This is a genomic window from Salmonella sp. SSDFZ69 (genome assembly GCF_004010755.1).
GTDB lineage: Bacteria > Pseudomonadota > Gammaproteobacteria > Enterobacterales > Enterobacteriaceae > Salmonella > Salmonella enterica.
In genome coordinates, this window is sequence record NZ_CP034831.1 from 4,426,566 (window position 1) to 4,441,274 (window position 14,709).

The following is a 14,709-nucleotide window of genomic DNA, read 5'->3' on the forward strand; positions in this document are numbered from 1 at the left end:
AACAGTATACTTAGCGCGATATACTAAAAATTCTCGCAGCAACTGAACGTTAAGCCTATGAAATACGATACTTCCGAGCTTTGTGACATCTATCAGGAAGATGTCAACGTCGTGGAACCGCTGTTCTCTAATTTTGGAGGGCGGTCGTCGTTTGGCGGACAAATCATCACGGTAAAATGTTTCGAGGACAACGGGTTGCTGTACGATCTGCTCGAACAAAATGGCCGTGGTCGGGTTCTGCTGGTCGATGGCGGCGGTTCTGTCCGCCGTGCATTAGTCGATGCGGAGCTGGCGCGTCTGGCCACGCAAAATGAATGGGAAGGGCTGGTTATCTATGGCGCGGTGCGTCAGGTGGACGATCTGGAAGAGCTGGATATCGGCATTCAGGCGATCGCCGCCATTCCGGTTGGCGCCGCAGGTGAAGGCATTGGGGAAAGCGATGTGCGCGTCAATTTCGGCGGCGTGACGTTCTTCTCCGGCGATCATCTCTATGCCGACAACACCGGGATTATCCTTTCCGAAGACCCGCTTGATATCGAGTGATCAAAAAAGGCGCCGTAAGGCGCCTTTTTTATGCGTTGTCGCTGATTGCCGGATGGCAGCTTACGCCTTATCCGGCCCACCGGTATCCGCATTCTAAATCCTCTATAGATTTCGCGTCAGGGCAAGGCGGCAAGTAAGTGAATCCCCAGGAGCATAGGCCACTATGTGACTGGGGTGAACGCACGCAGCCAACGCCGCCATAACGTGAAATATGACGAGGATTAGACTTCTTCCATACGACCAAGCAGCGCCTGTAAACGTTCCTGCCAGCCGCTCTGCTGTTCCTTCAGAGAATTATTTTCACGCTCGAGTTCTTCACGCTGATGCTGTGCAGACTGCACTTCCTGCGTCAGGCTGTTGTTCTTTTCTTTCAGCTCTTCAATTTCCATCTGTAACAGGGTGATGGTGTCAATCGCCTGCTGTACTTTTGCTTCCAGTTTCTCAAACACTTCTAAAGACATGATCTTACCTCTCCTGAATTGCAAGGCGACGCTTCACGTAAACGCGCACAATATATAGTGTCGATTGTATGAAGCCCCGCTCTCGCTGTCCAGCGACATACCGCGTAGATCGCGGTTTGCAGCAATTTTCATCCATCTCCTGGTAACATTCATTCAATAACTTAAAAGTGTTAACATATTGGTTAATGAAATGATTCAATTCACTCTCTTCTGCTGTCTCAAAATGCGCCTCATGGCGCGATAACGCTCATTTTATTGACGCAGTACACACATTTTAATTTCGATATTTCTCGTTTTTGCTCGTTAACGATAAATTAACAGTGTGCCTACAGGGCATCGTGGATGTCCATGACCTCCTCGCATACCAATAATCATTACATACTCTTCAGGATCCGATTATGAGTCAAACATCAACCTTAAAAGGCCAGTGCATTGCTGAATTCCTCGGTACCGGGTTGTTGATTTTTTTCGGTGTGGGTTGTGTCGCTGCGCTTAAAGTTGCCGGAGCTACTTTTGGACAGTGGGAAATCAGCGTCATCTGGGGTCTGGGGGTAGCGATGGCTATCTACCTGACGGCAGGTGTTTCTGGCGCACACCTGAACCCGGCAGTGACCATCGCACTCTGGCTATTTGCCTGTTTCGACAAACGTAAAGTTGTTCCTTTTATTATTTCTCAAGTTGCCGGCGCCTTTTGCGCAGCGGCGTTAGTTTACGGGCTTTATTACAATCTTTTTGTGGACTTCGAACAAACCCACCATATCGTCCGTGGCAGCGTTGAAAGTCTCGATCTCGCAGGCATTTTCTCAACTTACCCGAATCCTCATATCAATTTTGTGCAGGCCTTCGCGGTTGAAATGGTGATTACCGCTATTCTGATGGGGCTGATTCTGGCGCTGACCGACGACGGAAACGGCGTACCTCGCGGTCCGCTTGCGCCACTGCTCATTGGTTTACTGATCGCCGTTATCGGTGCCTCTATGGGGCCGTTGACCGGGTTTGCGATGAATCCGGCGCGTGACTTTGGCCCCAAAATGTTCGCCGGGCTTGCCGGCTGGGGTGAAATTGCGTTTACCGGCGGTAGAGACATTCCTTACTTCCTGGTGCCGCTGTTTGGCCCCATCGTCGGCGCCATTCTGGGCGCGTTTGCTTATCGCAAATTTATTGGCCGTCATTTGCCGTGCGATACCTGCGTCGTGGAAGAGAAGGACTCCACCGCGACCACACAACAAAATGCTTCGCTGTAATCTGATTACGGGACAAAATTATGACTGAAAAAAAATATATCGTTGCGCTCGACCAGGGTACCACCAGCTCCCGCGCGGTCGTTATGGATCATGACGCGAATATCGTCAGCGTATCACAGCGTGAATTTGAGCAAATTTATCCTAAGCCAGGCTGGGTAGAACACGACCCGATGGAAATTTGGGCGTCCCAAAGCTCAACGCTGGTAGAAGTGCTGGCTAAGGCCGATATCAGTTCCGATCAGATTGCCGCTATCGGTATCACCAACCAACGTGAAACCGCGATCGTCTGGGAACGTGAAACCGGCAAACCGATATACAACGCTATTGTCTGGCAGTGCCGTCGTACCGCCGATATTTGCGAACAGCTTAAACGCGACGGCCTGGAAGATTACATCCGCGACAATACCGGTCTGGTCGTCGACCCGTACTTCTCTGGCACTAAAGTGAAATGGATCCTTGACCATGTGGAAGGTTCGCGCGAACGCGCGAAGCGTGGCGAGCTGCTGTTCGGTACGGTGGATACCTGGCTTATCTGGAAGATGACGCAGGGCCGCGTCCACGTTACGGATTACACCAACGCCTCACGAACCATGCTGTTCAACATCCATGATTTGGACTGGGACGATAAAATGCTGGACGTGCTGGATATCCCACGCGCGATGCTGCCCCAGGTACGTAAATCCTCCGAAGTCTACGGCCAGACCAATATTGGCGGTAAAGGCGGTACACGTATTCCTATCGCCGGGATTGCCGGGGATCAGCAGGCTGCGCTATTCGGCCAACTGTGCGTAAAGGAAGGAATGGCAAAGAATACCTACGGCACCGGCTGCTTTATGCTGATGAACACCGGCGAGAAAGCGGTAAAATCGGAAAACGGCCTGCTGACCACCATCGCCTGCGGCCCAAGCGGCGAAGTCAACTATGCGCTGGAAGGCGCGGTGTTTATGGCGGGAGCGTCCATTCAATGGCTGCGTGATGAAATGAAGCTCATCAGCGACGCGTTCGACTCCGAATATTTCGCCACGAAAGTGAAAGATACCAACGGCGTCTACGTGGTTCCGGCCTTCACCGGTCTGGGCGCGCCGTACTGGGACCCGTATGCCCGCGGCGCCATTTTTGGCCTGACCCGCGGCGTGAACTCTAATCACATTATCCGCGCGACGCTCGAATCCATCGCTTACCAGACCCGCGATGTACTGGAAGCGATGCAGGCCGACTCCGGTATCCGCCTGCACGCTCTGCGTGTGGACGGCGGCGCAGTGGCCAACAACTTCCTGATGCAGTTCCAGTCAGATATTCTCGGCACGCGGGTGGAACGCCCGGAAGTGCGCGAAGTGACCGCGCTGGGCGCCGCCTATCTGGCTGGTCTGGCCGTCGGTTACTGGCAGAACCTGGACGAGCTGCAGGAAAAAGCCGTCATCGAGCGAGAATTCCGCCCCGGCATTGAAACCACCGAGCGTAACTACCGTTATAGCGGCTGGAAGAAAGCGGTTAAACGCGCAATGGCGTGGGAAGATCACGACAAGTAAGGTCGCCATCCGGCAAAATCTTTGTGCGGGGGCAACTCCGCACACACATCAATTATTCCCTCCTTCCCCTGTGCTACACTGCGCGCCACTCCTTTTTGCTACGAGTTTGTTATGAGACGAGAACTTGCCATCGAATTTTCCCGTGTGACCGAAGCGGCGGCGCTGGCTGGCTACAAATGGCTGGGACGCGGCGATAAAAATACCGCGGACGGCGCGGCAGTCAACGCCATGCGTATCATGCTCAACCAGGTCAACATTGACGGCACCATCGTGATTGGCGAAGGCGAAATCGACGAGGCCCCGATGCTCTATATCGGCGAGAAAGTCGGTACCGGCCACGGCGATGCGGTAGATATCGCCGTCGATCCGATTGAGGGCACGCGCATGACGGCGATGGGTCAGGCGAACGCGCTGGCGGTGCTGGCGGTCGGCGATAAAGGCTGTTTCCTGAATGCGCCCGATATGTATATGGAAAAACTGATTGTCGGTCCGGGCGCCAAAGGGGCGATCGATCTCAATCTGCCGCTGGCGGATAACCTGCGCAACATCGCGGATGCGCTGGGTAAACCGCTTGGCGATCTGACCGTGACCATTCTGGCAAAACCGCGTCATGACGAGGTCATCGCAGAGATGGCCAAACTGGGCGTACGCGTGTTTGCCATTCCTGACGGCGACGTCGCGGCCTCAATTCTGACCTGTATGCCGGATAGCGAAGTCGACGTGCTGTACGGGATTGGCGGCGCACCAGAAGGCGTAGTATCCGCAGCGGTGATCCGCGCGCTGGACGGCGATATGCAGGGGCGTCTGCTGGCGCGCCATGACGTGAAAGGCGACAGCGAAGAAAACCGCCGCATTGGCGAACAGGAACTGGCGCGCTGCAAAGCAATGGGCATTGAAGCGGGCAAGGCGTTATGCCTGGGCGACATGGCGCGTAGCGATAACGTTATTTTCTCCGCGACCGGCATCACGAAAGGCGATCTGCTGGAAGGAATTAGCCGGAAAGGCCATATTGCCACGACGGAAACACTGCTGATCCGCGGCAAATCACGCACCATCCGCCGCATTCAGTCGATCCACTATCTTGATCGTAAAGATCCGGATGTACAGGCGCATATCCTCTAGCGTATTTGTTAGTTAGAGCCTTCCAGCCTCGCGGGGCTGGAAATCTTTCTCCTGACGAACGAAGATAAGGTTAGCGATTCAGAACAGGAGAAAACCATGGCCGATTGGGTAACAGGTAAAGTCACTAAGGTGCAAAACTGGACTGACGCACTGTTCAGCCTGACCGTTCACGCCCCCATTAATCCTTTTACTGCAGGCCAATTTACCAAACTCGGACTGGAGATCGATGGCGAGCGCGTTCAGCGCGCGTATTCCTATGTGAATGCGCCTGACAATCCGAATTTAGAGTTTTATCTGGTGACGGTTCCGCAAGGAAAGCTCAGCCCGCGGCTGGCGGCGCTAAAACCTGGCGATGAGGTGCAAGTGGTCAGCGACGCGTCGGGTTTCTTTGTACTGGATGAAGTGCCTGACTGCGAGACGCTATGGATGCTGGCGACCGGAACCGCTATTGGCCCGTATTTGTCTATTCTGCAATATGGCCAGGATGTCGCGCGCTTTAAAAATCTGGTCTTGGTCCACGCCGCACGCTTCGCCGCCGATTTAAGCTATCTGCCGCTAATGCTGGAACTGCAACAGCGTTATGAAGGCAAGCTGCGCATCCAAACGGTGGTCAGCCGGGAGAGCGTGCCAGGCTCGCTTACCGGACGCGTGCCAGCGCTCATTGAAAACGGCGAGCTGGAAAAAGCCGTTGGATTACCGATGGATAAAGAGACCAGCCACGTCATGCTGTGCGGGAACCCGCAGATGGTGCGCGATACGCAGCAACTGCTGAAAGAGACCCGACAGATGACTAAACATCTGCGCCGCCGACCGGGGCATATGACGGCTGAACATTACTGGTGATGTTTTACCGAATGGCGGCTGGGGCTTATCCGGCCTCCTGCAAATCATCACCAATCTGTGGGCCCGGTAAGCGTCAGCGCCACCGGGCAAATTACGGTTTACCGCCCGTTTACGGTTCTGCTTTAAACTTCACGTCCTGTGTCGCTTTCCCAAACTTATTTTCCCCCTGAACACCGACAAACGCGCCCAGATCGATAAGCATCATCACCAGGATCAGCGTCGGAATAAATCGCCCGACGACCCACTGCCACATCCCCGGCAGCATCACCCAGTTTCCGGCCAGCAGCATCCACGCCAGAATCATTAGCAACGCCCACGCGCCGGAACGTCCCCGGTCATGCAGACGTTTGACCATGACGGCGGCGGTCGGCCACAGCAGGCACACCAGGCAAAATGCCGCCGTTTGGATATCAAGCAGGTTTTTCCCCGCCAGCGAAAATAGCGCCAGCATCCCGGCAAACCAGAGGCCGATCCAAATCCAGAAATCACGGCGTCCGATACGCCCTTTAAATGAGAATAACCATTGCTGTATGGTCATGTAAGTTCCTTATATTTTGCCTTCCGCTACAGTTTACCCTTTTGACAAGCCCGACAGTTATCGTTTTAATCGTGAGCAGTCCTAACGAAAGGTAAGATTGATGAAGCCAGGATGTACTCTGTTTTTACTGTTGTTTTCTGCTCTCACCGCCAGCATAACGGCGCACGCGCAGCTCTCTTCATCGACCACGACAGCGCCCTATCTGCTGGCGGGCTCGCCAACCTTTGATCTTTCTATTAGCCAGTTTCGTGAGAACTTTAACCGCCAGAATCCCGATCTGCCGCTCAATGAATTTCGCGCCATTGAGAATAGCCGCGATAAGGCGAATCTGACCCGCGCCGCCAGTAAGATTAACGAAAATCTGTATGCCTCCACGGCGTTGGAGCGCGGTACGCTCAAAGTGAAAAGTATGCAGATTACCTGGCTGCCCATTCAGGGGCCGGAACAGAAAGCGGCGAAAGCGAAAGCGCTGGAATATATGGCCGCCATTATTCGCACTGTCGCCCCGTTGCTGACAAAAGAGCAAAGCCAGAAAAAACTGCAAAAGATGCTTATCGCCGGTAAAGGTAAACACTATTACGCCGAGACCGAAGGCGCGGTACGTTATGTTGTCGCAGATAACGGAGAAAAGGGGCTGACCTTCGCGGTTGAACCGATTAAGCTGGCGTTATCTGAAAATCTGGAAGGGGCGAATTGATGACAAAAAGCAAAGCCTTTCCGGGGATGAATCTCTATACTGTTTCACAGACCATGCTGCTCTGACGAGCGGCCATCTTCCTTAATTCGCTGACTAAGCGTGGAGAAATGAAATGCGACATCCTTTAGTGATGGGTAACTGGAAACTGAACGGCAGCCGCCACATGGTAAACGAACTGGTGGCTAACCTGCGTAAAGAACTGACGGGCGTAGCAGGCTGCGACGTGGCAATCGCTCCGCCGGAAATGTATATCGATCTGGCGAAACGCGCTGCTGCCGGTAGCCACATTATGCTGGGCGCGCAGAACGTTGATCTGAACCTGTCTGGCGCATTCACCGGTGAAACTTCGGCTGAAATGCTGAAGGATATCGGCGCGCAGTACATTATTATCGGCCACTCCGAGCGTCGTACTTATCACAAAGAATCTGACGAGCTGATCGCCAAAAAATTCGCCGTACTGAAAGAACAAGGTCTGACGCCGGTACTGTGCATCGGTGAAACCGAAGCGGAAAACGAAGCGGGCAAAACAGAAGAAGTGTGCGCACGCCAAATCGACGCGGTACTGAAAACGCAGGGCGCGGCAGCCTTTGAAGGCGCGGTTATCGCTTACGAACCCGTATGGGCGATCGGTACCGGTAAATCTGCAACTCCTGCGCAGGCGCAGGCAGTGCACAAATTCATCCGTGACCACATTGCCAAAGCTGACGCGAAAATCGCTGAACAGGTTATTATCCAGTACGGCGGTTCTGTTAATGCCTCCAACGCAGCCGAACTGTTCGCGCAGCCGGACATCGACGGCGCACTGGTAGGCGGCGCTTCTCTGAAAGCTGACGCCTTCGCCGTGATCGTGAAAGCAGCAGAAGCTGCTAAACAGGCTTAATTGCCAATCAATGTCTGATGGCGCTGCGCTTATCAGGCCTACCAGCCGAGTGCTTATGTAGGCCTGATAAGGTAAAGCCGCCATCCGGCATTTATGCTGTGGAGGGTAAGAAAGTAGTATCCCCGGCAACCTTAAACATCGCCCTCCAGCTCCGCGTATTCTCAACCAGCCGATCATCACGAAATAACGCACTACCAGAAACAACACGATTGATGCCCTGTGCAATCAACGAAGGCAACTGATCCTGCGTTAACGACCCATCAATAACGATAATTTTACCTTCGCGTTTATCACCAAGTAGACAGAGAAGCTGCGCCACGCGCTCGTACAAATCACTGGAGCGCATTTTACTGCCGTATCCAGGGTTTACTGCCAGTAGTTGAATAACCTCAACGTCGCTCAGAATGGGGATAATGACATCCAGAGGCGTTGCCGGGCATAAACTAATCCCCCGGATCACCGGCATTTCACCGCCGATAACGGGCACGGTCTGCTGACCAAGCCAGCTTAGCGTATGATGCAGATGAATATCGCCTTCAGCCTGAAGCGTGATGCAGTGTGCGCCCGCCTTCACACAGGCTTGCGCCGCCGTCCATTGATCCGCTACCATCAAATGAACATCTTTGATAAAGGTTTGCGGCAGTTGCCCAACTGCCCATGGCCCAACGGTAAACTGCGGGCAAAATTGGCCATCCATCAAATCCAAATGCAACAGCGGCTGGTTTAGCGCTTCCAACTGTTGCAGATAGCGATGCAACGCAATCCACTGCCCTGCCAGAATACCCACACTAAGCGGATATGACGCTAACAATGCCACACATGCTTCGCGCGTTAATCCGGCAAACTGGCTGTTCATGAGCGCTCCTTAAGGCATCAAACCCATAAAAACTTTTTTTGTCCGCGGACCGGTCATCAACGGTTCAAGCTGCTCCACGCAAGTTTTGTAGTGTGGCGTTGTCTTGTGAAAAGCGACGGCCTGTTCATCAACGTAGGCTTCATAAATATAAAATCGCGTAGGCACCTGCGGATCCTGCAGAACATCAAAACGCAAGTTACCCGGCTCTTTAATTGAGCCCAGATGATTCTGCCGAAAAACATCGATAAATTGTTCAACCTTGTCATCATGAACGTTAATTTCAACCAGCGTAACGTGCATCATTACCCCCCTGATTATTCCAAATAAAATAACAGTCATCCCCATCTCCTCGCATCGGTAAAAGATGGGGAAGCGATCTCATTTAACCTTTCTCACTCAAAAACAGCTCATAAGCACGCTCTGCTGTTTCGTTATAATGAACGACAGCATGTACCGCTTTAATCATGGCTACCGGATCTTCTGACTGGAATATATTACGCCCCATATCTACGCCAGAAGCCCCCTGGTCAATCGCCTGATAGCACATTTCCAATGCTTCACGTTCAGGCAGTTTTTTACCGCCGGCGATGACAATCGGCACCGGACAACCTGCCGCAATACGCTCAAAACCTTTATCGACATAATACGTTTTGATAATTTGCGCCCCCATTTCCGCAGCGATACGCGTTGCCAGTGAAAAATAACGCTGGTCGCGAGCCATATCTTTACCCACCCCGGTCACTGCCATTATTGGCATCCCGACGCGTAACCCGGCATCAATCAGTTGAATAATATTTTTAATCGACTGATGTTCATGCTCACTACCAATATAAACCTGTGCGGCAGCAGCACAGCTATTCAACCGCACAGCGTCATCCATCGCCACCGCAACCGCCTCATTGCTTAATTCAGTGAGAATAGAATTCGCCCCGGACGCGCGTAAAACGACTGGTTTATTAATTGCCGGAGGTACCACACTGCGTAATATGCCGCGAGTACACATTAAGACATCAGCATATTCAAAGAGCGGCGCAATATTGATATCAATACGCTCAAGTCCGGTTGTCGGCCCCTGGAAGTATCCATGGTCAAAGGCCAGCATGACCGTTTTTCTGGTCTTGGGATTAAAAATCCTCGCCAGTCTGGACTGCATTCCCCAATCCAGCGCGCCACAGCCTTTTAATGCGAACAAAGTGTTAGTTTGTGGTTTATCGGTGTGAAAATCTTTGCCATCTTTAATATCATCTAAATCAGCCATTCTTTACTCCGTCGATACATAACAGTTATCAGAAATCATATTTGTCGATATTGTCTTTGTTGAAAATGACACGCTCCGGCAATAACACAATGCCGTTACCTTTTGCCTCATAGTGATATCCCTGCTCACTATTAGGTGAAACGGTGACTTTGCCGATGCCGGGAATATCCAGTGAGTCACCGACATTCATTGGCATATTTTTCAGCAACGCGTTGGCGACATATACGGAAATTTTTCCCTGTTGGACGACATCCCACAGGCCAAACTCTTTAACAGTGCCGCGCTGAACATAAGGGCGCATCACATTCGGCGTACTAAAACCAACAATCGCGAGATTATTGCGTTTAAGGTTCTCCGCCGCCTGTGCCGCAGCAGGTAAAGCGTTAGCGTCAGGCGCGATGATGGCATCCAGATCGGGATACGCTTTGATGATACCTTCCGCCGTCTGGAGCGATTTCGTGGCATCGTTATAGCCAAACTGGGTAGTGACTATCTCCCACCCCGGATGTTCCTGGCTAATTTTGGCTTTAGCTTCTTTCACCCACTGGTTCTGGTCGGTCACCGTTGGGCTGGAATAGAAGAAAGCGACTTTCGCTTTCTCTTTGTCCACCTGATGAGCGGCCATCTCTACCAGCATGCTGCCGAGCTGTTTTGGCGTCCCTTGATTGATATAGTAAGAACGGCACTCCGGCTTGGTATCGGAATCCCAGGTTAATATTTTCACGCCTCTTTGCATTGCCCGCTTCAACGCCGGGCACAGGCCATCAGGCGAAACGGCAGAAACGATAATGGCGTCATACCCCTGATTGACAAAGTTATTCACCAGTTGAACCTGGCCTGAGACGCTGGGCTCTGTAGGGCCATCGTAAGTTACGTCAATGCCCAGCGCTTTTCCCGCTTCCTGCGCGCCATTGCCGCCGCTGGTAAAAAAGCCCACGCCAACCAGTTTGGGAATAAAAGCAATCCGCTCTGCCGCCTGTACGGTCATTACCGCAGATGTCAGACCAAACGCAGTGAGTAAGGCGATCATTTTAATGCTGTGTCTTGCCATTTTTTTCTCCATAAATTTCAAAAGGAAATCATGCCTGATGCGCATTGCGACGGCGTGAGTACCATTCAAGGATTTGGTGACGATGCAAACTGACGGAACGACCAACGACAACAACAATGAGAAGCGCACCGGACAATGCGCTGGAAATTTGATTCGGCACTCCGGCCATCTGTAGCCCCTGCTGTAAAAATCCCACCAGCAGCGCCGCCAACGCGGACCCCATAATCGACCCGGAGCCGCCATAAATATTGGCGCCTCCCAGCACAACCGCCGTAATGGCCGGCATCAGGAAAGAGGCGCCCAGATCCGAACGTGCGGAGCCAAAGTAAGAAACCAGTAATACGGCGGCGATCGCGGAGGCGCATCCGGTCATGGCATACACGGTATACAACGTGCGATTCACCGGGATCGCGCTGTACTGCGCGACACGGGCGCTCTGGCCAATCAGAAAAACGTTGCGTCCCATATGCGTACGATGCATGAGCAGCCAGAAAAACAGACAGCACACAAGAAAAAAAATAAGCGGCATGGGAATACCAAGAAATGAAATATTGGCAAAGTCAGTGAACGCTGTGGGAAATCCACCAATACCTTCATAACCTGTGGCGCCAGCCATACCAGATAACAATAATGCGCTACCACCAAATAAATACATGGTTCCCAGGGTAATCACCAACGGGTTTACGCCGGTATAAATAATAAGTCCGGCATTTATCAGCCCACATATTGCGCCAAGTAGTAGGGTAATAATAATCGCTAAAGGTAGCGGCATACCGAGCTGAAACAGCACACCCAGGGTAATCGCGCATAGCCCGATTGTAGAACCAAATGAAATATCCATACCACCGCTGACAATAACCATTGTTAGCGGCAAAGCGACAATACCGATACAAATAAAATCGCTAGTGCTAAAAAGTAAGACATTAATATCTAATAAACGTGGATTAATCAGACCGAAAGCCAGAATTTCAAAGATCAATAAGGCTGCCAGCGCAATTTCCCAGCTATAGCGTCGCCATGGATTCATCATGCCACCTCTTTGTTTTTATTCTGTTGTGCGTGCGTTTTTGCTTCCGCCTGTAGTGGAGTGGGTGGTGATATAAAACGGGCATATTTCTGGCGGCGCAGATTGCGTTGTAATGCGCAACGCAGCCGCCCATCGAATACCAGTACGCCCAACAATACCAGGCCAGCAATAAAATCGTTCCACCAGGCGGGGATACGCAGCAGCACTAACACACTATCGATTTGCGTAAGAAAATAAGCGCCGAGAATAGCGCCGATGACCGTGCCTGACCCGCCTAACAGGCTAATTCCCCCCAATACGCAGGCTGCGATGGCTTTCATTTCCAGCCCCGTGCCGGTTTGATTGGGAATGAAGCCAATCTGCGAGGCAAACACGATTCCAGCCAATGCCGCCATACCGCCATTAAGTGAAAATGCCATGATGCGTACCATCTCGGTACGGACACCCAATTGCCGGGCACCCTGCAGGTTATCGCCGGTGGCGTAAAAATTGCGGCCAAAGGCGGTTTTCGCCAGGAGCCAGGCCATAAGCAGCGCTAACACCAGGGTAAACCAGCCGATTGCGGAAATTCCCAGAAACACCGGAGCAGAGAGTTGCTTTAAGCCTGCGGGTAATCCTTCAATCCATTTCCCCCCTGTCCATAGCAGCATGATCCCACGATACAAGCCCAGCGTTCCCAGAGTGGCGACAATGGCGGGTATCTTCAACCAGGCAACCAGTACGCCATTAAAAAATCCGGCGACAATTCCTAATATTAGTGTGGCCAGGCAGGCGACCGGCAGGCTATAGCCGGCGTTTAACATCACTCCCAGCAATACCGCGCACATGCCTGTCGTCGAGCCCACCGATACATCAATATTGCGGGTGAGCATTACCATCGTCGCGCCAATCGCCAACAGCATCAAAATTTGCGCGCTACTGAAAACCATTGTCAGCGTTTGCACGCTCAAATACTGGCTATCCAGCGCGCCAGGAAACACGAATAAACAGACTATTGCCAGCAGCGCCGTTGCTTCCCGATTATTTTGGATGAATTTCAACATGTTGCCTCCGACGCACCATGTTCGCCAAACGCAACGTGCATGATGGTATCAACGTTAATTTCCTCGCCGCATAACGCAGGCCCCCCCAGTTCCCCCTGGTGCATGACATATACGCGATCGGCCATCTGCTCTATCTCTTCCAGATCGGAGGAAATAAACAGCACCGCGACATTTTGTTGCGCGATACTGCGCAACAGCTGATAAATATCGCTGCGGGCGGAGACATCGACACCGCGGGTCGGTTCATCGACAATCAGTAATTGCGGAGAGGCTTCCAGGCATTTGGCAATCAATACTTTTTGCTGGTTACCGCCGGATAAAGTACGCGCCGCCTGTTCGGCATTATTGAGTTTGATATTTAACGCGCGGTGGTAACGTTCAAGGGTGGCGTTATCCCGCTGGGGCTTTATCCAAAATCCTTTTTGGTTGTGGGTCAGCGAACAGACATTCCATGCCAGGGAAGCGTCAAGATACAGCCCGGATGACTGCCGATCTTCCGGCAAATAGACCAGGCCGAGCTGCAACCGCTGTTGGGTTGTCAGGGCGTTAATTTCTTGACCATTGAACAGCATCCGCCCCGCATTGACCGGTCTAATACCGTACAGCGTTTCAGCCAGTTCTGTGCGTCCCGCGCCGACCAACCCGGCCAGACCAAGGATTTCGCCTGCCCGCACCTCAAGGTTGATATTCATAAAACCTTCGCCCGTCAGTGACTCCAGCGCTAATACCGTCGCGCCGCGTTCGTTCTGCGGGCGGCTGCCAGGCAATTCCAGCCACAACTTTTGATTCGCAGAAAGACTGACGCCCTGCGTTGCCGGGGTGATAGCTTGAATAATCTCGTCGGTAGAAAGGTCATGCGTTTTTCCGAATAATGCGATTTTACCGTCACGCATCACGCTAACGCAGTGAGCTAACTGTCTAATTTCTGGTAGCTTATGAGAAATAAATACAATTCCGACACCCTTTTTCAGCAACTCTTGCAGACGCGTAAATAACCGGTCAGTTTCGGCTGGCGTTAACGACGCCGTGGGCTCATCAAGAATTAAGATTCGCGAGTCGCGCATCAAGCCGCGCATAATTTCAACGATCTGGCGGTCTGCAACATCAAGCGTACCCGCAGCGCTCGCCGGATCGAGTTGGCATCCCATCGCCTTTAATAGCTGCTGCATTTTTTCCGTGGAGGCCTGACGTCCCTGTAAGCCAAACAAGATATTTTCCCGCACAGATAAACTCGGAAATAACAGAGGCTCCTGGGGAACCAGGTAAATGCCATACTGGTGCGCCTTCAGAGGCGTTAAATGACTGCAACGCACACCAGCAATATCGATAGTCCCTCCATCTGGCGGGACTATACCGGCAATAATCTTCATTAATGTTGATTTACCCGCACCATTGCCGCCAAGCAATGCGTGCACCTCTCCCGCATGCAGAGTAAAGTCAATTCCCTTTAGTACTTCGACGCCGGAATAACTTTTATAAATGTTCTGCACACAAATCAGAGGGGATGCAGTATTGTGACTGATTTGCATGTTGCCTCCGCTCCCTCAATGTTGACTGACGGGACTGAACAAATGTTTTTTGAAAAAGAAATTGTTCAAAACGGTAGTAGTTATTTGG

General features: G+C 52.1%; 16 protein-coding genes. 7 read left to right on the forward strand and 9 right to left on the reverse strand.

Annotated elements, in window-relative coordinates; translation table 11 throughout:
* Positions 1 to 57: 57 nt before the first annotated feature.
* Complete coding sequence (gene rraA, locus EOS98_RS21865; RefSeq protein WP_000872918.1) at positions 58 to 543, forward strand: ribonuclease E activity regulator RraA; 486 nt, start codon at positions 58 to 60, stop codon at positions 541 to 543.
* A 221-nt stretch (positions 544 to 764) separates the two neighbouring features.
* Here rraA and zapB read toward each other — a convergent pair whose 3' ends face one another.
* On the reverse strand, positions 765 to 1,004 hold the full coding sequence (zapB, locus tag EOS98_RS21870; protein ID WP_000051370.1) for a septal ring assembly protein ZapB: 240 nt from the start codon (positions 1,002 to 1,004) through the stop codon (positions 765 to 767).
* A gap of 398 nt (positions 1,005 to 1,402) precedes the next feature.
* Between zapB and EOS98_RS21875 the strand changes: the two genes are divergently transcribed.
* The 4 genes from EOS98_RS21875 to fpr all read left to right on the forward strand — a co-directional run bounded on the left by EOS98_RS21875 (position 1,403) and on the right by fpr (position 5,742).
* Positions 1,403 to 2,248, forward strand: coding sequence for an MIP/aquaporin family protein (locus EOS98_RS21875; RefSeq protein ID WP_000084285.1), 846 nt, complete (start codon positions 1,403 to 1,405; stop codon positions 2,246 to 2,248).
* A gap of 20 nt (positions 2,249 to 2,268) precedes the next feature.
* Positions 2,269 to 3,777, forward strand: coding sequence for a glycerol kinase GlpK (gene glpK, locus EOS98_RS21880; RefSeq protein WP_000136808.1), 1,509 nt, complete (start codon positions 2,269 to 2,271; stop codon positions 3,775 to 3,777).
* A gap of 111 nt (positions 3,778 to 3,888) precedes the next feature.
* A complete protein-coding gene (gene glpX / locus EOS98_RS21885) occupies positions 3,889 to 4,899 on the forward strand; it encodes a class II fructose-bisphosphatase (RefSeq protein ID WP_001250624.1) in 1,011 nt (336 codons plus the stop codon).
* 96 nt (positions 4,900 to 4,995) lie between these two features.
* Entirely contained in the window at positions 4,996 to 5,742 is a 747-nt protein-coding gene (gene fpr / locus EOS98_RS21890; RefSeq protein ID WP_000796303.1) for a ferredoxin--NADP(+) reductase, read from the forward strand.
* 109 nt (positions 5,743 to 5,851) lie between these two features.
* Here fpr and EOS98_RS21895 read toward each other — a convergent pair whose 3' ends face one another.
* Positions 5,852 to 6,280 carry a DUF805 domain-containing protein gene (locus EOS98_RS21895; RefSeq protein ID WP_000155237.1) on the reverse strand — a complete coding sequence of 143 codons (429 nt, stop codon included), beginning with the start codon at positions 6,278 to 6,280 and terminating at the stop codon, positions 5,852 to 5,854.
* A gap of 100 nt (positions 6,281 to 6,380) precedes the next feature.
* Between EOS98_RS21895 and EOS98_RS21900 the strand changes: the two genes are divergently transcribed.
* Positions 6,381 to 6,977, forward strand: coding sequence for a YiiQ family protein (locus EOS98_RS21900; protein ID WP_000802241.1), 597 nt, complete (start codon positions 6,381 to 6,383; stop codon positions 6,975 to 6,977).
* A 112-nt stretch (positions 6,978 to 7,089) separates the two neighbouring features.
* Positions 7,090 to 7,857 (forward strand): triose-phosphate isomerase, encoded by a 768-nt coding sequence (gene tpiA, locus EOS98_RS21905; RefSeq protein WP_001216339.1) that lies wholly within the window; start codon positions 7,090 to 7,092, stop codon positions 7,855 to 7,857.
* A gap of 91 nt (positions 7,858 to 7,948) precedes the next feature.
* Here tpiA and EOS98_RS21910 read toward each other — a convergent pair whose 3' ends face one another.
* The 7 genes from EOS98_RS21910 to lsrA form a co-directional block, all read right to left on the reverse strand.
* Positions 7,949 to 8,713 (reverse strand): epimerase, encoded by a 765-nt coding sequence (locus EOS98_RS21910; RefSeq protein WP_126524387.1) that lies wholly within the window; start codon positions 8,711 to 8,713, stop codon positions 7,949 to 7,951.
* A 9-nt stretch (positions 8,714 to 8,722) separates the two neighbouring features.
* The gene (gene lsrG / locus EOS98_RS21915; protein ID WP_001543603.1) at positions 8,723 to 9,013 is read right to left on the reverse strand and encodes a (4S)-4-hydroxy-5-phosphonooxypentane-2,3-dione isomerase; all 291 of its coding nucleotides are present in this window, start codon (positions 9,011 to 9,013) and stop codon (positions 8,723 to 8,725) included.
* An 82-nt stretch (positions 9,014 to 9,095) separates the two neighbouring features.
* A complete protein-coding gene (lsrF, locus tag EOS98_RS21920; RefSeq protein ID WP_126524388.1) occupies positions 9,096 to 9,971 on the reverse strand; it encodes a 3-hydroxy-5-phosphonooxypentane-2,4-dione thiolase in 876 nt (291 codons plus the stop codon).
* Positions 9,972 to 9,999: 28 nt separating this feature from the next.
* Positions 10,000 to 11,022: an autoinducer 2 ABC transporter substrate-binding protein LsrB gene (gene lsrB, locus EOS98_RS21925; RefSeq protein WP_000090742.1), complete on the reverse strand. Its 1,023-nt coding sequence runs from the start codon at positions 11,020 to 11,022 to the stop codon at positions 10,000 to 10,002.
* 28 nt (positions 11,023 to 11,050) lie between these two features.
* A complete protein-coding gene (gene lsrD / locus EOS98_RS21930) occupies positions 11,051 to 12,052 on the reverse strand; it encodes an autoinducer 2 ABC transporter permease LsrD (protein ID WP_000981826.1) in 1,002 nt (333 codons plus the stop codon).
* Positions 12,049 to 13,092 carry an autoinducer 2 ABC transporter permease LsrC gene (gene lsrC, locus EOS98_RS21935; RefSeq protein ID WP_000911133.1) on the reverse strand — a complete coding sequence of 348 codons (1,044 nt, stop codon included), beginning with the start codon at positions 13,090 to 13,092 and terminating at the stop codon, positions 12,049 to 12,051. Before lsrC ends, lsrD begins: the two co-directional genes overlap by 4 nt.
* Positions 13,086 to 14,621 (reverse strand): autoinducer 2 ABC transporter ATP-binding protein LsrA, encoded by a 1,536-nt coding sequence (gene lsrA / locus EOS98_RS21940; protein WP_001167250.1) that lies wholly within the window; start codon positions 14,619 to 14,621, stop codon positions 13,086 to 13,088. The genes lsrC and lsrA overlap by 7 nt, the downstream gene beginning before the upstream one ends.
* Positions 14,622 to 14,709: the final 88 nt, after the last annotated feature.